The following is a 19,302-nucleotide window of genomic DNA, read 5'->3' as shown; positions in this document are numbered from 1 at the left end:
TTAGTGTGCATGTTCTTTTTCGGTTAATTCTGCTGAATAGTTTTCTAGAGTTTCGCAATTGTACAGGCGTGGCGCATCACCCATTGGGCGTTGCATTTTGCCACCTTTACTTTTGCTTTCTAACATTTTTTGAATCAAACGGGCTTTTTCAGCTTGCTGTGCTTTAATTACCTGAGCGTCTTTTTCAATGTCCCAATAAGCTACGCCATCAACAAATGTTTTTTCTGCTTTTGCGTAGATGGAAAGCGGGTTGGCGGTCCAGATCACCACATCAGCATCTTTTCCAGGTTTTAAACTGCCCACTTTATCATCGATGTGAAGCATGCGTGCCGGGTTCAAAGTCACAAATTTTAATGCATCTTCTTCCGGAACGTTACCATAAAGCACCGACTTTCCTGCTTCCTGGTTCAGGTGACGAGCCATTTCTGCATCATCAGAGTTAAAGGCCGTGGTTACACCTACGTTGTGCATAATTTTGCCGTTGTATGGAATCGCTTCTGCAACCTCATTTTTGTAAGCCCACCAATCAGAAAAAGTAGAACCGGCAATGCCATGTGCCTTCATTTTGTCTGCTACTTTATATCCTTCCAAAATGTGGGTAAAAGTGTTGATTTTGAATCCAAGGCTGTCGGCAACATGAATTAACATATTGATTTCGCTTTGCACATACGAGTGACAAGTGATGAAACGTTTGTTGTTTAAAATCTCAACAATGGCATCTAGTTCTAAATCCTTTCGAACGCTATTGCCTTTCACTTTCATCGCTTTCTCATACTCTTTGGCACGGGTAAACTCATCAACAAAAGTTTGTTCTACACCCATACGTGTAACCGGAAAGCGGGCACCGGTGCCGAAGTTACTTTGCTTTACGTTTTCGCCCAGTGCAAATTTGATGAAACCATCAGCGCCAGCAAACTTCAATTCTTCCGGCGATTTACCCCAGCGCAGTTTAATTAATTGCGATTGACCACCAACCGGGTTTGCTGAACCATGTAAAATATGAGAAGTCGTTACGCCTCCCGCCAACTGGCGATAAATGTTCACATCTTCGGAGTTGATAATGTCCGCGATACGAACTTCGGCAGAAACCGACTGAGCACCCTCATTAATACCGCCGCTACCAGCGATGTGCGAGTGTTCATCAATAATGCCAGCGGTAATGTGTTTGCCCGTAGCATCGATTACCTTGGCGCCACCAGCTGAAAGATTTTTTCCAACAGCCTTAATTTTGCCGTTTTCCAGAAGTACATCAGCATTTTGAAGGATACCGTCTTTTTCATTTGTCCAAACGGTGCCGTTTTTAATTAAAACGGTCTCCACCTTTGGCAATTCCGCGGCACCGAAAGCGGTGAAAGGATATATCAGTGAACCCACTGCAAGCGTAGGTTTAGGATCTTCTTTTTTAGGCGTTTCTTTAGCAGCTTCTTTGTAGGTAGCTGTAAATTTTCCCGTAGATCCATCTGCCAATGCAGACTCGCCTTTTATCGTGATTGGATTTGCAGAAGTGATGTATCCGCTTAAGCGAACATCACCCTTAGGATTTTTCTTTAAGTTAAAGTTGATGCTTACCCAATCGCCATTTCTGGAAAAAGTTGCAGTCGTTTTAACGCTATCAGTTCCCGCTCTTTCGATGGCTGCAGTTGAGCCGCCACCTGTACCCGTAATTTTTAAAGTTAAAGCGCCAACGCCATCCACATTTAAATTATAAGTACCACGCACATCACTCACATCCATTTTATTTACGATGAAACGTTTTCCCTGAACCCAGTTTTCAAAAATGATGTTGCCGTTTTTAAATAAATTATCTGATGAAATTAAAAAGTTCGCAATTTTTCCTTTTTCAAGTGAGCCGACTTTATCGTTAATGCCCAGAAGTTCGGCAGGAATTGAGGTTACTGATTGAAGTGCCTGCTTTTCGGTTAAACCGTTTTCAATTGCAGTGCGGATATTCGCCCAGAAATCACGGCTGTTTTCTAATCCGAAAGCAGTTAGAGCGAAATTAATACCTGCTTTTTCTAAAGCAGCTGGGTTAGTTGGTGCTAACTCCCAACCTTTCATTTGCGATAGCGTTACATTTCTGGCTTCTGCCGGATCTTCTACATCATAAGCTTTAGGGAAAGAAAGCGGAATAATCAAACTTGCACCTGTTGCTTTCACCTCGTTAATACGTTGATATTCATCGCCGCCAGATTTGATAATAAATTTTTTACCAAATTCTTTGCCGATTTTATCAGCACGTAAAACGTTCTGCCATCCATCAACTTCGAAAATTTGGGGCATCGTTTGTTGCTTTCCAAATTCATCTAACGAGATATTGTATTCGTCTTTCTGTTTGCCATACCACTGCGCATCGTAATAGGTTTGGCGCAACAAAGCAATGGAGCCCATTAAAGAAGTAGGGTAATCGTTTGATGAGGTTCCTTTGTTGAAGGAATAATTAGCTGCGGTTTGATCTTTCAAAATAACAGCATTATCAGCACCTTCGTTTAGGCTTACGGCTGCAGAAACACCACGGGCAATGCCATCGCGGCTGATTACATTCACGCTTCCAAAGCCCGCCTTGCGTAATTCGTCTGCTTTTTTGGTATCAACAGAGAAAATGTTTTTTACATACGTTTCAGGTCTGATGGCTTCGTTCCAGCCATAAGCGCCTTTTTTTGTAGAGACAAAAATCGACTGACGCTGGCCGCCAAATCCTCTTGCTTGTGCAGGTGCTTCCGTAATTCCATAGCTTGAAAAAGCATCTACCATTGATGGATAAATGAATTTGCCCTTCAAATCCACCACGACATATCCTTTCGGTACAGCAACTCCGGCTCCTACAGCCTGAATAGTTTGTCCTTTAATTAGAAGCGTTGCGTTTGATAAAGTTTGGTTGGCATTTACCACAATTGTTGCGTTTGTAAAAGCAAACATGCCTGGCCTGGTATCAAAAGATCCGTTTACCGGGAAAGTTGTTTGCTGTGCAAACAAAATTGTAGTAGAAAATACCATCGCGATAGCGAGTAAAATTTTCTTCATAATAAGTTTAGGGGTTTATTTTGTTTAAAACTAATATAAATTAACGTTGGTTGCACTGAATATCCTATTTTTTACAATTATTCCCTATTTTTGAAGAAACATATTAGATCAAAATGTACAATATTTTAAAATCTGCGCACTCTGGATGGCGCTACATCGTATTAATTTTATTAGTTGTTGCCGTTGTTAACGCTTTATCGGGGTGGTTTGGCAATAAAACTTACACAGAAGGCAACCGGAAGTTAAATGTATTCACTTTAATTAGTGCTCATATTCAATTTCTTATCGGATTGGTATTGTTCTTTTTTAGCCCTTTAACAAAACTGCCAATGAGCGATGCAATAGGAAGATACTTCAAGGTAGAACATACGTCTATGATGCTTATTGCAATCATTTTGATTACAGTAGGTAATGCAAGATCTAAAAAGGTTGCAGATGCGGTAGCCAAACACCGCACCATCGCAATTTTCTTTGGCCTGGCTTTGATACTAATTATTGTTTCGATTTTGATAATGACGAAAAACGTTCCTGGAAGATCATTTTTTGGGATCTCTTAAAAACTATTGCTTTATTGATAGCAGATTATCGTTTCAGTAAAGATTGAGTAAATAAATTTTCAATTCAATAAGGGAAATTCAATTCAAGAATTAGTTTTCCTTATTTATTAGGTTAATGTTTATAGGAAATTTCACAAATATTTCCATTATTCAAAATTCTTTATATTTTTGTCGCACATGATTAACAATATACATACCGGGCTTTGGCAAAGTAATTCAAAACAGAATTGCGCCGGCTGCGTATGAGGAAAATATTTTTATCAACCTAAACCTAATTGAACCATTAAAGCCCGGCGTAGAACCACACGCCGGGCTTTTGTTTTTAAAAAAAATTACAGAGAGGAGATTGCTTCGTTGTTCCTCCTCGCAATGACGATAGAAAATGTTTAAAATTAATACCACTTACAAAAAAATGCTTGCCGATACGACCACGCCTGTGAGCATTTATTTACGCTTACGCGATGTGTATCCGAATAGCATATTGCTTGAAAGTTCTGATTATCATAGTCGTGAAAACTCGATGAGTTTTGTTTGTGCCGAACCTGTTGCCGGGATTGTTTTGAAGGGTAGTCGTTTAGAAACTTATTTCCCAGACGGAACGGTAGCAATAAAAGAAAGCAAAAATTTAATTGATGAAATAGCCGATTTCAAAGATCAGTTTAAAGAAACAGAATTGCCTGAAATCAAATTTATTTCAAGCGGTTTATTCGGGTATTTTACCTGGAATGCCGTTCAGCATTTCGAAGATATTAAATTCATTTCTGAAACTCCGGAGGGAGAGGAGATCCCAGAAATGCAGTATCATTTGTATCGCTACATCATTGCAATTGATCATTTCAAAAATGAAATCACCCTTTTCAAAAATACTTTTGAGGGAGAAGAAGAAGGTGGATTGGAAAAGATGGAGTATCTCATCCAGAACAAAAATTATCCGGAATACAAATTTCAGCTGCGGGGAGAGGAAAGCTCAAACCTAACTGATCAGGGTTTTATGGACTTGGTAGAAAAATTACAGAAGCATATTTACAGAGGGGATGTTTTTCAAATTGTTCCTTCCAGGGCGTTCAAGCAAGCATTTTCTGGTGATGAATTTAACGTTTATCGTTGTTTGCGTTCCATTAACCCATCGCCATATTTGTTTTATTTTGATTATGGCAACTTCAAGCTTTTTGGTTCATCTCCGGAGGCGCAAATCACAATTAAAAATAATACCGCCAATATTTTTCCAATTGCCGGAACCTTTAAACGCAGTGGTAATGATATTGAAGATGCAGAGCAAGCGAAAAAGTTAGAGCAAGACCCGAAAGAAAGTGCAGAACATGTGATGTTGGTTGATTTAGCCAGAAATGATTTAAGTCGTCACTGTAATCGGGTAGAAGTAAAATCATTTAAAGAAGTACAATATTATTCGCATTTGATTCACCTGGTAAGTAAAGTAAGCGGACATTTGCAGGAGGATGTAAGTGCGTTTAAAGTGGTGGCAGATACTTACCCGGCAGGAACTTTAAGTGGTGCCCCAAAATATAAAGCCATGCAGCTGATCGATGAAAATGAAAAGCTCGGGCGGAATTTTTATGCTGGCGCAATTGGGTTTATGGGCTTTAACGAAGATTTTAATCATGCCATTATGATCAGGACTTTTATGAGCAAGAATAACGAATTGCACTACCGGGCGGGCGCAGGAATAGTGGCAGATTCTGTTCCGGAAATGGAGATGCAGGAAGTGAATAATAAGATTGCGGCCTTGCGTAAAGCATTGCAAATGGCCGAAGGCATTTAAGGATGAAAAAGGATAGTGTTTATAAAAGAAGGATGATCAATGGAAAATAAAGACAAAAAGACTGTTTTAGTGATCGATAACTATGATAGTTTTACCTATAATCTCGTTCATTTAATTAACGAAGTAGGCTACGAAGCGGTAGTTTGGAGAAATGATAAATTCGAATTGGCTGATGTGGCACAATACGATAAAATTTTGCTTTCTCCTGGTCCTGGTATTCCGGAAGAGGCTGGATTATTATTGGATGTAATTAAAACGTATGCGCCAACAAAGAGTATTTTTGGAGTGTGTTTGGGTCAGCAGGCGATAGCTGAAGCTTTTGGCGGTACGCTACTAAACCTCGGCAGACCGATGCATGGAATTGCCACGCCGGTTACCGTGGTAGATGGCGATGAACCTTTGTTTTGGGAGTGCCCGCAAACGATAAACGTGGGCAGATACCACAGTTGGGTAGTGAGTAAAGAAAATTTTCCATCCTGTTTAAAAATCACCGCCAGAGACCACAAGAGCGAAATTATGGCTTTGCGACACGAAAGTTTGGATGTTCGCGGGGTACAGTTTCATCCTGAAAGTGTATTGACAGAGCATGGAAAACAAATGATGGAAAACTGGTTAACGAGTTAATTTAGTCCTCGCCGGACGGGCTATTTTCTTTTTGATGTCAAAAAGAAACAAAAAACACCGGCTGAAAATTTTTGTATTAAAGTGAGTGTTTTGGCTTGGATAGAAAATCCCCAAAAATTTGTTAGGCCGGTTTTAAATCGAACGTAGGTGCGCTGCTTTGGCTTGACAAGTTTCTCATTGCATGTTTTAGAATCACACATGAATATTTTAGATAAAATCGTATTACGTAAAAAAGAAGAAGTTGCTGATGCAAAGCGACTCATTTCAATACAGGATTTGGAAAAAGCTGATCACTTTAAGCGTACACCTTATTCTTTTAAAGAGTTTTTATTGGCTAAGGAAAGAACCGGAATCATTGCCGAGTTCAAGCGCCGTTCGCCATCAAAAGGATTAATAAATGGCATAGCCGATGCTGCTGAAGTTACGCTTGCGTACAATAATGCTGGTGCATCTGCAATTTCTGTGCTAACGGATGTTGATTTTTTTGGCGGGAAAACCGATGATTTATTGGCCGCAAGAGCAGCTAACAATATTCCCATTCTTCGCAAGGACTTCATGATTGATGAATATCAGATTTTGGAAGCCAAAGCCTGGGGCGCAGATATCATTTTGTTAATCGCGGCAATTCTAACTCCAAAGCAAATCAGCGATTATGGGAAATTTGCGAAAGATTTGGGCCTGAACGTATTGTTAGAGGTGCACAACCTCGAAGAACTGGAAAGAAGCATTTGCCCAAACCTGGATGCCATTGGTGTAAACAACAGAAATCTGGCTGATTTTACCGTTGATATCCAAACTTCATTCGATTTGGTGAACAAAATTCCAGATGAATTTCTGAAAATTTCGGAAAGTGCCATTAGTAATCCGCAAACCATAAAAGAGCTTAAAGCAGCAGGCTTCAACGGGTTTTTAATCGGAGAAAATTTTATGAAGACCGTTGATCCTGGCGCTTCGATTAGAGAATTTGTAGCGGAAATTTAAAAACGATCTTCTTAAATTTTGTCAGTCTGAGCCTGTCGAAAACATTTATCCTGCGTTTCGGCTAGCTCAATGTGACCATTCTTACATGGAGTAGTTCAACCATTTGCTTCGCCACGTTTTTACTGGTATTCTACCTCATAAAATTCTTTCGCAAACAAACCATAAACGCTGTTGTTAAACATAAGAGTAATCTCTATTATTTAACCAACAAATTTCGTTTATGCAGTACCTTGACCACTTTTTTGGTTATCCCGTTCCTATTTTCGTTAAAAACCTAAGTATCGGTATCATAGCCATTTTGGTTGGCTTGCTTATTAAATACCTTGTCCATAAAACTTTCCTTTTGCTTTCGCGTTGGTGGGATTTCATTATTATCAAATCTACGATTAAACACCTTCGGCAACCTATCGCGGTATTCATTCCCTTATTGTTATTAAACTCTTCTTTGGATTTGATGGTAATGTCTTCTACTGCCCGACAGCATATTGATAAAGCGATAGAGATTGCATTGACCGCAGTATTTGCACTCATCCTTATCCGGTTAATAAATGTATTAGAAGATTTCTTTTATCTTAAATATGATCTTAATAAAGAGAATAATCTCAAAGAGAGAAAAATACGTACCCAGCTTCAGTTTGTTAGAAAATTTATCGTTTCATTAATCATTATCATTACAGCAGCTATTATTTTGCTCAGTTTTGAAAGCATGAGAAAAATTGGTGCAGGTTTACTTACTGGTGTTGGAATCGGTGGAATTATCATCGGTTTCGCCGCACAAAAATCATTGGGGAATTTATTAGCAGGTTTCCAAATTGCTTTTACACAACCGATAAGAATCGACGATGTTTTAATTGTGGAGGGTGAATGGGGAAGGGTAGAAGAAATCACTTTAACCTATGTGGTGGTGAGCATTTGGGATCAACGGCGACTGATTTTGCCAATTACCTACTTCATCGAAAAGCCTTTTCAAAACTGGACCCGTGTATCTGCTGATTTGCTGGGAACGGTTTTCCTGTATATGGATTATACCATTCCAATTGAACCTTTACGCCAGGAGCTCACGCGGCTTTTAACTGATAATCCCCTTTGGGATAAAAGAGTAAATGTGGTTCAGGTTACCGATACAAATAAAGATGGCTCTATTGAAATTCGATTTTTAATGAGTGCCTCCAACTCTTCAAGAGCTTTTGATTTAAGGTGTTACGTTCGCGAATCGATGATTACTTTTATTCAAAATAACTATCCTGAAAGTTTACCAAAAACAAGAATTGAACATAAAGATAAGTTTCAAAATTTATAAATAGAACTGTATAAGGATTTAAACACTCTTACAACCATGTTTATCCGTTAGGTAAAATGTAATTTTAAAGTTACATTTTTATTCCTTAAAGTTTTGCTCTGATAATCTGAAAGTTAACTTTTGGGAACATTTGCGGAGTTATAAAATGAATTAAGTTCGCGTCCGTTGGTATAGTTGTTGTTTTTTCTAGGGAAAATTATTTAACACATTTTCTATGAAAAATTTAAAAAAAGTACTTTTCACAATCTTGCCGTTGCTCACGTTAACCGTATTATCTTCTTGCAAAAAAGACAGCAATAACACTCCTGGAGATTCTGAAAATAAAAACTTCAAGTTTACCATAACTGTAGATGGGGTAGAAGAACAAGATTATGTTTCCTTCGTTTTTGTAGGTGCTACACTTGATAACGCTAAAACTATTTGGAAGGTTAATGGGGTTACCAAAAACAATGAAACAGGAATTTCTTTAGGGAAAAACGATTTTCTGGGTGCTACAAAAACCTATGTAATTGAAAGTACTACGCCTTTAAGGTTAGTAACTACCAGCCAACAATGCTTAAACCCAGGTGCGAACAATCCGCCGTTTAAAATTAGTTTTAAAGCAGAGGTTAATGGCGATGTGGTTACAAACGACCAAAATATCACTGTTACTTCAACCGCCGATTACACGCATAAATACGACTATTAATTTACTAATTCGGTCGATTGAATAAGTGGAGAATTCTTGATAAAACACTTCCATGTGTCAAGATTTCTCCGCTTTTTGTTTAAGTTTTGGGAAGCTTTTATTTGAACAACCCTTTTAGTTTTGCCAATTTCTCTTGCAAATCACCATCAGCATCTTTTTTTACTGGCTGAGTTTTCTGCGCAAAACTTTTTGCTTCTTGCTCTTTGTTCCTTCCTCCTTGCTCTTTGTTCCTTCCTCCTTGCTCCTTGTTCTTCGATCCTTGCTCCTTATTCTTTGTTCCTTGGTCTTTGCTCTTAACCCCATTAGGCTTAGCACTAACCTCACTTTTCATTGATAAAGAAATTCGTTTCCGAGCCGCATCTACTTCCATCACAGTAACTTCTACTTTTTGGTGTACCTTAACAATATCGTTCGGGTTAGCCACAAAACGGTTAGCCAGCTGACTGGTGTGAACCAAGCCATCCTGATGAACGCCAATATCTACGAAGGCACCAAAATTGGTGATGTTGGTTACAATTCCCGGCAGTTTCATGCCAATTCTTAAATCGCTTATTTCGTTCACGCCATCCGTAAAGCTAAAAGCTTCAAACTGTTCACGTGGATCGCGGCCTGGCTTAGCCAGCTCCTTTAAAATATCGTTTAGCGTAGGTAAACCAATCTCATCAGTTACATATTGCTGCGGTTTAATTTGCTTTTGTAGCTGGCTATCCTTCATCAAAGTAGAAATTGTTGTACCTAAATCTTTGGCCATTTTGTCAACTACAGCATATCTTTCAGGGTGAACGCCACTGGTATCTAAAACATTTTCCGCATTACGAATGCGCAAGAAACCTGCCGCTTGTTCGTAGGCCTTATCGCCTAAACGGGGTACTTTTTTAAGGCTTTCACGGTTTTTAAACGCACCATGAGTATTTCTGTAATCAACTATGTTTTGGGCTAATGTTGGGCCTAAGCCAGAAACGTAAGCAAGAATTTGTTTCGATGCCGTGTTCAATTCTACCCCAACGGCATTCACCGCACTCACTACGGTATCATCTAAACTGGCTTGCAGTTTATTTTGGTCAACATCGTGTTGGTATTGCCCAACACCGATTGATTTTGGATCGATTTTTACCAGCTCCGCCAAAGGATCCATAAGCCGGCGACCGATTGAAACAGCACCACGAACGGTAATATCTTGTGTGGGGAATTCTTCACGGGCAGCCTCTGATGCAGAGTAGATGGATGCACCGCTTTCGTTAACCATTACAATGGTAATATCAGGTAAGTTCAACCCACGAATAAAGGCTTCTGTTTCTCTTCCTGCCGTTCCATTGCCAATCGCAATTGCTTCAACGTTGTGCTTTTCACAGAGTTGTTTGATGGTTATTTCAGCATTTTTAACATTTCCTTGCCCGGTATGAGGAAAAATGGCGGTGTTCTCTAATAGTTGGCCTTGGCTATCCAGACAAACCACTTTGCAACCAGTACGAAAACCAGGATCAATAGCTAGTACGTTTTTTTGTCCCATTGGTGCTGCCAACAACAACTGGCGTGCATTTTCGGCAAAAACCCGAATAGCTTCTTCATCTGCCTTTTGTTTGGTTAGCACCCGCAGTTCAGTTTCCATTGCCGGTTCCAGTAAACGCTTGTAGCCATCTTCCAAAGCCTGTTGTACCTGTTTCGAAGCCTCATTATGACCCAATACGAACTGATTTTGAAGCAGTTCAATGGCGCCTTCTGCAGGTGGTAAAGCATCAAGTCTCAAAATCAATTCTTTTTCGCCCCGGCGCATCGCCAAAACACGGTGTGATGCCGCCGTTTTAACAGGCTCATTCCACTCGAAATAATCTTTATACTTAATTCCTTCTTCTTCTTTTCCCTTGATTACTTCTGATTTGAAAACAGCCTTTTCTTGAAAATAACTGCGCATTTTGGTCCGGGCCTCTGCATTTTCCGAAATCATTTCCGCAATGATATCGCGTGCTCCAGCCAGGGCTTCCTCCAAAGAATTAACGCCCTTTTCTGCATCTAAATATTGATCAGCAGCTGCATCTAAATCGAAGTTTTTCTGATCGAAAATTTGTAACGCCAAAGGCTCTAAACCTTTTTCTTTTGCCGCAGAAGCCCTTGTTTTACGCTTAGGTTTGTAAGGCAGGTAAATGTCTTCAAGTAAGGAGATGGTTTCAGCTTCGTTAATTTTTTGTTCCAACTCAGGCGTTAATTTGCCAAGATCGTTCATCGATTTTAGAATCGCTTCACGGCGTTTGTCCAAATCTCTTAACTGCGTAACGCGGTCGCGAATTGCCGCTACCTCAACTTCATCTAAACTTCCTGTTAATTCTTTACGGTAACGTGAAATGAAGGGCACAGTTGCACCTTCATCCAATAAACTTACAGTGGCGGTTACTTGTTTTTCTGCAACTTTTAATTCTGCAGCAATTATTTTATGATGAGCTAGCATATAATGTATTCAATATTAAAGGCAGCAAAGCTAATTAGGATTTGCCGTATTTTACGATTTTTAAAATCAAGTTTTCCACCAGAAAATGTGAAGAAATTAATTGTTTATTTCCAAATTGATGGACGTTTTAATTGTTGATTAACGAATGGTGAGGATTGGAAAGCAAAGACAGTTGTTGATTTTAATGTTCGTCTGGCTTTCCGCTAAATGCCCGATGAAAAATCGGGCGATACCGCTGCAATCCAGTTTAGGTGGCTAGGTTACTACAGCTATTTACTTTGCAAAGGTTAGCAGTTGTTATAAAGCTAAAAAATTTCTAGTGCTGCGTTGTATTGGCATTTGGGTTGGGCGGAAATTAACAGAAGTGATCTGTGGGGACACAGACCACGGTAGCAGAAATTAATGGTTTATTTACAGATTGATGGACGTTTTAATTGTTGATTAGCGAATGATGAGGATTGGAAAGCAAAGACAGTTGTTGATTTTAATGTTCGTCTGGCTTTCCGCTAAATGCCCGATGAAAAATCGGGCGATATCGCTGCAATCCAGTTTAGGTGGTTAGTTGAGTATTGCTATTTGCTTTGCAAAGGTTAGCAGTTGTTATAAAGCTAAAAAATTTCTAGTGCTGCGTTGTATTGGGATTTCGGTTGGGCGGAAATTAACAGAAGTGATCTGTGGGGACACAGACCACGGTAGTAGAGGTTAAGGAATGGCTACTGCTTGCGTTTTTTTCATCTGGCCGAAAGGGAAATTAAGCGGTTTGTTCAATTCATATTAATCGAAGCTAGCCGAGTTTGTAGTATTGGTATGCTACCTTTTTTCAATATATTCGAAATAGTCCATTACCTTCTGCTCTGCAGTTTGATTGATGTCAACTGCATTGTTATAAAGCGATGTTCTAAGTTGCCTATACAATTCAATGCCATTTTTCAAACTAATCATTATTGAATCTTTCTCGTAGTTCGGAACCGTACTAATTAAACCTTTGAAATCTTTTGGCATTAAGTCCATTTCAGCTTTTCTTACGCCTCGGGGCAACTTTTCGTTTTTGATATGCAGCAGCGGGCCAAATACAAGCATTCTTAAAAAACCTAAAAAATCATAAGCTTCCAGATATTCACCTCGTCCAAGTTTCAACAATGCGTAATGTATCCAGGTCCAAAACCGATCTTCAATCCACTGGTAATCTGGAAAAGGGAAGCTTACTTCTGAATTATCTAATACCCTTTGAAGTTGGCCATCTCTATCGAAAAGTATATGAGGTGTTTCCACCCGGACATGAAATTCTTCCCGCGTAACAAATTTTAAATCTACATGGAGCAACGGATTATCATAAAGGCATATTAAAACTGTGGGTTCGCCAACGTGTTCACCGGTAAAGCCCGATAAAAAATTACCCAAACTTTTGGCATATTGCATCATCAAAGTTTTATCATCGGTAATCTTTTCTGCTGTTACCACAATTAAATCCAAATCAGAAAATTCATCTATTTGGTTGCTTAGCCACGATCCGCCTACAGCTAAACCAATTACGTTTTCATTTTTTGAAAATATTTCTTTTGCCTTTTGCGCAAATTCTAGTTGCATCATCATGATATCGATTAACCTTGAAATGTTGACAATTTAAAAAAAAAATCTTCTCAATTTTTTTCATTGGAAATACCTTTTCTTGATCTCGATTTATTGTTTCGGGCTTTGAGGACACAGACCGTGGCGTTAAAATTTTTCCACTGCACATATGCCCTTTATTGCCATCCGGCTTCAGCCGACGGATGTATTAAAATAAAAAGCCTGTTCGTCACAGGCCATTTGTTTTAATACATTAAAAATATAGTAGGTTTTTTATGAAGATCAATTTCTTCTTTGCGCCAATTGTAAACGCTTTGGGTTTTGATAAATTCGTCTTCAGCAGTGAGGTTGCTGGCCACGCAAATCTGCGTGTTGGGTTTACAACTTTTTAACACCTCTTCAAAAAGCTGATTGTTACGAAAAGGCGTTTCGATAAAAATTTGTGTTTGCTTGTAGCGACTTGCTGATAAATCTAAGTCTTTAATCCGTTTGGTGCGCTGTTCTTTATCTATTGGTAAATATCCCCAAAAAGCAAAACTTTGTCCATTAAATCCTGAAGCCATTAAAGCCAACAAGATCGAACTTGGGCCAACCAAAGGAACTACCTTGATACCACGTTTGTGGGCTTCGGCAACAATTTCTGCACCTGGATCTGCAATGCCCGGGCAACCTGCTTCACTCATCAAACCAACGTCTTTTCCTTCCTTTAGTTCGTTAAAAAACTGTCCTAAATCTGTGCGGTTATGTTTGCCATAGTCGTGTACAATGAGGTCTTTTTGTGGCGTTTTTAATCCGGCCTCTTTTAAAAAGCGACGGGCTGTTTTGCTATTCTCCACAATGTAAGTATCAATCTGATTGATGGTATCAACCAAATAAGGAGTAAAAGTTTTGTGTGAAACCTCTTCTGCCAGAGGAACAGGAATAAGATATAAGGTGCCGTTTTGCATGTTGCAAAAATAGGCACAATAAACAGAATTTTAGTTCTAAAGTTTTGCGTTAATGCGATATAATCTATTTTCTAAACAGTGGTGTAGCAAATATTATTTCTGGCTGACTTATTTTCTGCACAATTAAGCTTCGCTTAAAACGTTAAATATTAGTTAAATATGCCTTCAGAGGCAATATCAGGCCGAAAAACGAAAAACTATGCAAGCATATTAAACCTTGATGAATTTTGGTTCTCTAATTGATACACACAAGTTAGGTTATTAAATAAACACACAAATGAAAACACTGAAAAAATCGGCAATTGTGCTGGGGCTTTTTGGGCTCCTTGCCGGAACCACCACCTTAGTCAGGGCACAAGACTATCAAGACAATTATCAGGATGATGGTTATAGCACAGGGAATGTTTCTATGCAAACCTTTTATGATGAACTTTCTCCTTACGGTACCTGGATTCAAGATCCGCAATACGGTTATGTTTGGCGTCCTGATGTTGATCAAAACGAATTTCGCCCGTATTATACCAATGGCCGCTGGGCAATGACAGAATATGGAAATACCTGGGTTTCGAACTACGATTGGGGTTGGGCTCCGTTTCACTATGGCCGTTGGGTAATTAACAGCTATCGCCAGTGGATTTGGTTGCCAGATACAAACTGGGGGCCAGCATGGGTAGATTGGAGAAGTGGCGATGGATACTATGGATGGGCACCAATGGCACCAAGCATTAGCATTAATTTAAGCTTTGGAAGGCGTTATTCAGTTCCTGAGTTCTGCTGGAATTTTATTCCTCAGCGTAATATTTATATAAATACTTTTCCAAGGTACGATTACGGCCGTAACAATGTTTACATCCGCAATACTACGATCATCAATAATACCTACGTTTACAATAGAAGGTCGTATTATGGCGGTCCGAGGATTGATGATATCAGAAGAGCAACTAATCGTGATGTAACTGTTTACAGGTATGCGCAAAGTAATCGCCCGGGTGCAAGTAGAGTTGGTGGAAGAGAGGTTTCGATTTACAGACCAAGGCCAGAGCGTAATGCCGATAACCGCAATGCAGCTCCAAGGAAATTTGAGCAGGGAAATGCAGGGATAAGCAGAGGTGGAAGAAATGAAGGTTACGCAAACCGTAATCAACCTGGTAGAGATAACAACGGCAATCGCAACGATAATGATCAAAGGGGAAATAATGATAACCGCTTTGGAAACAGAAACGATAACCGTGGTGGCCAACCGAATAGAGGAAATGAAGCTAACGCCGGTCGTGACAATAATCAACCAAATAATAGGGGTGAAGCTTACGATAGAAACGCAAATGGCCGTACCAGCAGAGGCAATTCAAATGGAATTGACCAACGTAACAATGACGGCAACGTAAATAGAGGTCAAGATCAGGAACGGGCAAACCAAATGCGTCAGCAACGTAATCAGCAAGATCGCATGAGTCAGGATCAGCAGCGTGCTCAAAATGAGACGAGAGGAAATAATGACCGCTCAGGAGATGCCCAAAGACAACAACGTTCAGAACAGGCAGCACAACAAAATGCACAACGCAACGAACAGATGCAGCAACAGCGCAGTCAGCAGGCTGAGCAACAAAGAGCTCAACGCGATCAGCAAATGCAACAACAACGCGGTCAGCAGGCAGAGCAACAAAGAGCTCAACGCGATCAGCAGATGCAGCAGCAACGCAGTCAGCAGTCGGAACAACAAAGAGCTCAACGTGATCAGCAAATGCAGCAGCAACGCAGTCAGCAGGTGGAGCAACAAAGAGCTCAACGTGATCAGCAGATGCAGCAACAACGCAGTCAGCAGGCTGAACAGCAAAGAGCGCAACGTGATCAGCAAATGCAACAACAACGCAGTCAGCAGGCGGAACAGCAAAGAGCTCAACGTGATCAGCAGATGCAGCAACAACGCAGTCAGCAGGCAGAGCAACAAAGAGCACAACGTGATGCGCAACAGCAACAGCAAAGAGCACAACAACAGCAACAAATGCAACAACGCCAGGAACAAAGAAGAACTGAATCGGCCCCTCAACAACAAAGAGGTGGTGGCGAAAGAAGTGGCGCTGAAGGTGGCAGGCCATCAAGAGGTGGCAGAGGATAAATTAATGAAAAGTCCCGGTGAAAACCGGGACTTTTTTTGGGTAATTACTGCCCCGCAGCCTGGTGCAGCTGACTTAAATTTTTTCCAATATAGGTGCTTTTGGCATTTGGATGAAGGTTTTCAGGATCCAGCAAAAAAGTTTCGATGCCAAGTTCCAGCCCATATTTAATTTCCGATTCTGCATCATCGCCAATGATCAGGATATCTTCAGTATCCAGATTAAATTTTTCAATTAAATTTAAGAATGCCTGTTTTTTATTGCTAACAGTTACATCAACAACTTGAACATCGTCGAAATCATCAGCTATTCCTAACATTTTCACTTTTGAATACTGTTGTTTAGGGAAACCGGCGGTAACGATAAACTTTCTGCCCTTTAAACTTTTTATATTATGGTAATCATCACTCGGAATTAATGCTTTGGTGACTTCTCTATTCGATAGATAATCAATTAAACGATCGGTTACCTCTTTTGGAAATTCGTATTTTTCGGCCACTTTTAAGAATGGTGTTCTTAGCATTTCCGCTTTTGCGGATAAATATTGTTCGTCAGTGAGTTTTAAATCTTGCTGCTCAAGCAAATCATACAGTCCTTTCATCAAAACATCTTCATTCGGTTTGGTAAAGTAGATCGTGTTATCTAAATCGATAAAAAATACTTGTTTCATTGTGGTTTGGTTTTTGCAAGGTAAAAAAAGTTAAAACACCTTAAGGGTTAATATGTTTAATAACTAAATAACGAAAACCATGAAAAAAGAGACAAAAATTATAGTGGGCGTTTTAGCCGGAGCAGCATTAGGCGCAACAATTGCATTAGCATTATCGTCAGATTCATCTAGTGATTTAAAAGGTAAGGTTTCAGATTTTTTTGCTGATCTTTTAGATGCTTCTAAAGATAAGTTAGCTGGATTAGCAGATAAGGCATCAGGTTTAGCAGACAAAGCCTCTGGAGTAGCAGAGAGAGTTAAAGATAAAATCTCAGAAGTTCACGCTTAAAGAAATTGGAAATGCCGGAAATATCCGGCATTTTTATACTACATTAATTCTAACCATCTAATGAAGATTGCCTTTCATGGTGCTGCCCGTACAGTTACGGGAAGTAAGCACCTTATTACCCTAAAAAATAACACCCAGATATTACTAGATTGTGGCCTGTTTCAGGGAATGGGTCGTGTTACCGATAAACTAAATGACTATTTTGGTTTCGATCCCCAAAAAATTACCTATCTCATTTTATCTCATGCCCACATTGATCATTGCGGTTTGTTGCCTAAACTGGTAGCCGATGGCTTTAGCGGAAAAATCTTTTGTACGCCCGCCACAATGGATCTTTCCCGCATCTTAATGATGGACTCAGCGAAGATCCAGATGCAGGACGCTGATTTTTCGAATAAGCATCGTCGTGAAGGTGAGGAAATGGAAGAGGCGCTCTACACAGAGGAAGATGTGACCCAGACTTTGAGTCAGATGAAAATTGTGGAATATGAGGAAGATTTCGAAATTGATGAAAACATTCGTTTGAAACTCACCGATGCCGGACACATTTTGGGTAGCTCGGCGGTTCATTTAACTATTACCGAAAACGGCGACACGAAAAGGATTACCTTTTCTGGCGATGTTGGTCGCTATGGAGATTTACTTTTGAAAAGTCCTCAGCAATTCGATCAGGCTGATTACATTTTGATGGAATCTACCTATGGCGATTCACTTCATACAGACCTCGATCCGATTGAGGATATGCTCTACGAAATCATTAACCACACCTGTATCGTAAAAAAAGGTAAAGTAATTATACCGGCATTTGCGGTTGGGAGAACGCAAGAGTTATTGTATGCACTAAACGGCTTGGAGTTAAAAGGAAAATTGCCAGATGTTCCATTTTATGTTGATAGTCCGCTATCATCAAAGGCTACCGAAATTTTGCGCAACCACCCTGAGGTTTACAATAATGGTGTAAAACAAGTTTTAAAAGTTGACCACGACATTTTTGGATTTAAAGGCTTGCGTTTCATCGAAAGTGTAGAAGAATCGAAAAAACTGAACGATGATCCACGTCCTTGTGTAATTATTTCTGCATCGGGCATGGCAGATGCTGGCCGTGTGAAACATCACATTAGAAACAATATAGGAAACCAGAAAAACACCATTTTGATGGTGGGTTATTGCGAACCCAACTCTCTGGGTGGGCAATTGGTTGCTGGTAAAAAAGTGGTGGAAATTTTCCGCGATGAATATGATGTGAAGGCGGAAGTGCAGGCAATAAAATCGATGAGTGCGCATGGCGATTACGAAGATTTATTGCAGTTTTTGTCTTGTCAAGACCCAGCGGAAGTGAAGCAACTTTTTCTTGTGCATGGAGAATATGAAGTTCAGCAGCATTTCGCAACACGATTAAAAGACCAGGGATTTAAACATGTGGCTATTCCGGAATATCATCAGGAGTTTAGCCTCACCCCAGCCCTCTCCAAAGGAGAGGGAGCGCAAACTTGAAGAAGGTAGTTGCTTTAGTCTTTAGTCTTTTTGCTTTCAGCTTTAGTCTTTCTAACTATCTTTGCTTCCATGGATGTTTTTGGCAAAGCGCTTACTGATATTTACAAAACCGGCGAAGCCGATACACTTTGGTTGCACAATTCTTATGGTGAGCCTGAAGAGATGCCCTTAGAATTTTTCTTCCGTGATGATGAAGATATGCCCGTTTTGGAGCTTCAAGCTTTGCACCTGTGCAACGGGAAAGTTTTAGATATCGGAGCCGGCGTTGGCAGTCACGCTTTGCTTTTGCAAGCTTTTAATATCGATGTAACTGCTATTGATGTTTCTGAAGCTGCGGTTAACATTATGAAAGACCGTGGAGTAAAAAAAGCTTTGCTACAAGATGTCTTTACCTATCAGGAAAGGTTCGATACCATTTTAATGTTGATGAATGGCATTGGCTTAACCGGAACATTGGCCGGTTTTAAAGATTTCTTAATCAGAATTAAAAATCTACTCCATCCGGGCGGACAGGTAATTTTCGATTCATCCGATATTTCTTATTTATATGAGGATTTGCCAAAGCCCCAAAATCAATATTACGGTGAAGTTTCTTATCAATATGAATACAAAGGAGAGAAGGGAAATTGGTTTAACTGGGTTTATGTAGATGAAGAAACCATTAAAGCCATCGCGAAAGAAACCGGCTGGAATTGTGAAATGATATTCGATGATGGAGAAGACCAGTATTTGGTGAAGCTTACCTTGGCGTAAATGCGTCATTGCCTGCCTGCATATCGCAGGCAA

At 39.9% G+C, this 19,302-nt stretch carries 15 protein-coding genes; 10 read left to right on the top strand and 5 right to left on the bottom strand.

Annotation, left to right across the window (positions count from 1 at the left end; genetic code table 11):
* Positions 1-3,021, bottom strand: coding sequence for an amidohydrolase family protein (locus ACZZZK_RS11205; protein WP_463484200.1), 3,021 nt, complete (start codon positions 3,019-3,021; stop codon positions 1-3).
* 113 nt (positions 3,022-3,134) lie between these two features.
* Between ACZZZK_RS11205 and ACZZZK_RS11200 the strand changes: the two genes are divergently transcribed.
* The 6 genes from ACZZZK_RS11200 (at position 3,135) to ACZZZK_RS11175 (ending at position 8,951) form a co-directional block, all read left to right on the top strand.
* Entirely contained in the window at positions 3,135-3,578 is a 444-nt protein-coding gene (locus ACZZZK_RS11200; protein ID WP_463484199.1) for a cytochrome B, read from the top strand.
* Positions 3,579-3,960: 382 nt separating this feature from the next.
* Positions 3,961-5,358: an anthranilate synthase component I family protein gene (locus ACZZZK_RS11195; RefSeq protein ID WP_463484198.1), complete on the top strand. Its 1,398-nt coding sequence runs from the start codon at positions 3,961-3,963 to the stop codon at positions 5,356-5,358.
* Positions 5,359-5,397: 39 nt separating this feature from the next.
* Positions 5,398-5,982 (top strand): anthranilate synthase component II, encoded by a 585-nt coding sequence (locus ACZZZK_RS11190; protein ID WP_463484197.1) that lies wholly within the window; start codon positions 5,398-5,400, stop codon positions 5,980-5,982.
* A gap of 198 nt (positions 5,983-6,180) precedes the next feature.
* Entirely contained in the window at positions 6,181-6,963 is a 783-nt protein-coding gene (gene trpC, locus ACZZZK_RS11185) for an indole-3-glycerol phosphate synthase TrpC (protein ID WP_463484196.1), read from the top strand.
* A 220-nt stretch (positions 6,964-7,183) separates the two neighbouring features.
* A complete protein-coding gene (locus ACZZZK_RS11180; protein WP_463484195.1) occupies positions 7,184-8,263 on the top strand; it encodes a mechanosensitive ion channel family protein in 1,080 nt (359 codons plus the stop codon).
* Between the two features lie 214 nt (positions 8,264-8,477).
* Positions 8,478-8,951, top strand: a complete 474-nt coding sequence (locus ACZZZK_RS11175) for a hypothetical protein (protein WP_463484194.1) — start codon at positions 8,478-8,480, stop codon at positions 8,949-8,951.
* A 97-nt stretch (positions 8,952-9,048) separates the two neighbouring features.
* Here the strand turns inward: ACZZZK_RS11175 and ACZZZK_RS11170 are convergent, their stop codons facing one another.
* The 3 genes from ACZZZK_RS11170 to ACZZZK_RS11160 form a co-directional block, all read right to left on the bottom strand.
* Entirely contained in the window at positions 9,049-11,394 is a 2,346-nt protein-coding gene (locus ACZZZK_RS11170) for a Tex family protein (protein WP_463484193.1), read from the bottom strand.
* Between the two features lie 810 nt (positions 11,395-12,204).
* A complete protein-coding gene (locus tag ACZZZK_RS11165; protein WP_463484192.1) occupies positions 12,205-12,987 on the bottom strand; it encodes a hypothetical protein in 783 nt (260 codons plus the stop codon).
* Positions 12,988-13,208: 221 nt separating this feature from the next.
* Positions 13,209-13,910: an SAM-dependent methyltransferase gene (locus ACZZZK_RS11160; protein ID WP_463484191.1), complete on the bottom strand. Its 702-nt coding sequence runs from the start codon at positions 13,908-13,910 to the stop codon at positions 13,209-13,211.
* Between the two features lie 277 nt (positions 13,911-14,187).
* Between ACZZZK_RS11160 and ACZZZK_RS11155 the strand changes: the two genes are divergently transcribed.
* Entirely contained in the window at positions 14,188-16,026 is a 1,839-nt protein-coding gene (locus ACZZZK_RS11155; protein ID WP_463484190.1) for a DUF6600 domain-containing protein, read from the top strand.
* A gap of 44 nt (positions 16,027-16,070) precedes the next feature.
* Here the strand turns inward: ACZZZK_RS11155 and ACZZZK_RS11150 are convergent, their stop codons facing one another.
* Complete coding sequence (locus ACZZZK_RS11150; protein ID WP_463484189.1) at positions 16,071-16,694, bottom strand: HAD family hydrolase; 624 nt, start codon at positions 16,692-16,694, stop codon at positions 16,071-16,073.
* Between the two features lie 79 nt (positions 16,695-16,773).
* Here ACZZZK_RS11150 and ACZZZK_RS11145 point away from each other — a divergent pair, with 79 nt between their 5' ends.
* From ACZZZK_RS11145 to ACZZZK_RS11135, 3 genes are all read left to right on the top strand, one after another.
* Positions 16,774-17,022 carry a YtxH domain-containing protein gene (locus tag ACZZZK_RS11145; protein ID WP_056851094.1) on the top strand — a complete coding sequence of 83 codons (249 nt, stop codon included), beginning with the start codon at positions 16,774-16,776 and terminating at the stop codon, positions 17,020-17,022.
* 60 nt (positions 17,023-17,082) lie between these two features.
* Complete coding sequence (locus ACZZZK_RS11140) at positions 17,083-18,516, top strand: MBL fold metallo-hydrolase RNA specificity domain-containing protein (protein WP_463484188.1); 1,434 nt, start codon at positions 17,083-17,085, stop codon at positions 18,514-18,516.
* A 69-nt stretch (positions 18,517-18,585) separates the two neighbouring features.
* Positions 18,586-19,269 carry a class I SAM-dependent methyltransferase gene (locus tag ACZZZK_RS11135; protein WP_463484187.1) on the top strand — a complete coding sequence of 228 codons (684 nt, stop codon included), beginning with the start codon at positions 18,586-18,588 and terminating at the stop codon, positions 19,267-19,269.
* The last annotated feature ends 33 nt before the right edge of the window (positions 19,270-19,302 follow it).

It is taken from the genome of Pedobacter sp. AC163, from assembly GCF_979258665.1.
The sequence above is the reverse complement of the archived record's forward strand: the minus strand, read 5'-3'. Positions and strand labels throughout refer to the sequence as shown.

Bases quoted from the DNA above. Each gene is read 5' to 3' on its own strand.
- ACZZZK_RS11205 (WP_463484200.1), bottom strand. From the start codon at position 3,021: ATGAAGAAAATTTTACTCGCTATCGCGATGGTATTTTCTACTACAATT.
- ACZZZK_RS11200 (WP_463484199.1), top strand. From the start codon at position 3,135: ATGTACAATATTTTAAAATCTGCGCACTCTGGATGGCGCTACATCGTA.
- ACZZZK_RS11195 (WP_463484198.1), top strand. From the start codon at position 3,961: ATGTTTAAAATTAATACCACTTACAAAAAAATGCTTGCCGATACGACC.
- ACZZZK_RS11190 (WP_463484197.1), top strand. From the start codon at position 5,398: ATGGAAAATAAAGACAAAAAGACTGTTTTAGTGATCGATAACTATGAT.
- trpC (WP_463484196.1), top strand. From the start codon at position 6,181: ATGAATATTTTAGATAAAATCGTATTACGTAAAAAAGAAGAAGTTGCT.
- ACZZZK_RS11180 (WP_463484195.1), top strand. From the start codon at position 7,184: ATGCAGTACCTTGACCACTTTTTTGGTTATCCCGTTCCTATTTTCGTT.
- ACZZZK_RS11175 (WP_463484194.1), top strand. From the start codon at position 8,478: ATGAAAAATTTAAAAAAAGTACTTTTCACAATCTTGCCGTTGCTCACG.
- ACZZZK_RS11170 (WP_463484193.1), bottom strand. From the start codon at position 11,394: ATGCTAGCTCATCATAAAATAATTGCTGCAGAATTAAAAGTTGCAGAA.
- ACZZZK_RS11165 (WP_463484192.1), bottom strand. From the start codon at position 12,987: ATGATGATGCAACTAGAATTTGCGCAAAAGGCAAAAGAAATATTTTCA.
- ACZZZK_RS11160 (WP_463484191.1), bottom strand. From the start codon at position 13,910: ATGCAAAACGGCACCTTATATCTTATTCCTGTTCCTCTGGCAGAAGAG.
- ACZZZK_RS11155 (WP_463484190.1), top strand. From the start codon at position 14,188: ATGAAAACACTGAAAAAATCGGCAATTGTGCTGGGGCTTTTTGGGCTC.
- ACZZZK_RS11150 (WP_463484189.1), bottom strand. From the start codon at position 16,694: ATGAAACAAGTATTTTTTATCGATTTAGATAACACGATCTACTTTACC.
- ACZZZK_RS11145 (WP_056851094.1), top strand. From the start codon at position 16,774: ATGAAAAAAGAGACAAAAATTATAGTGGGCGTTTTAGCCGGAGCAGCA.
- ACZZZK_RS11140 (WP_463484188.1), top strand. From the start codon at position 17,083: ATGAAGATTGCCTTTCATGGTGCTGCCCGTACAGTTACGGGAAGTAAG.
- ACZZZK_RS11135 (WP_463484187.1), top strand. From the start codon at position 18,586: ATGGATGTTTTTGGCAAAGCGCTTACTGATATTTACAAAACCGGCGAA.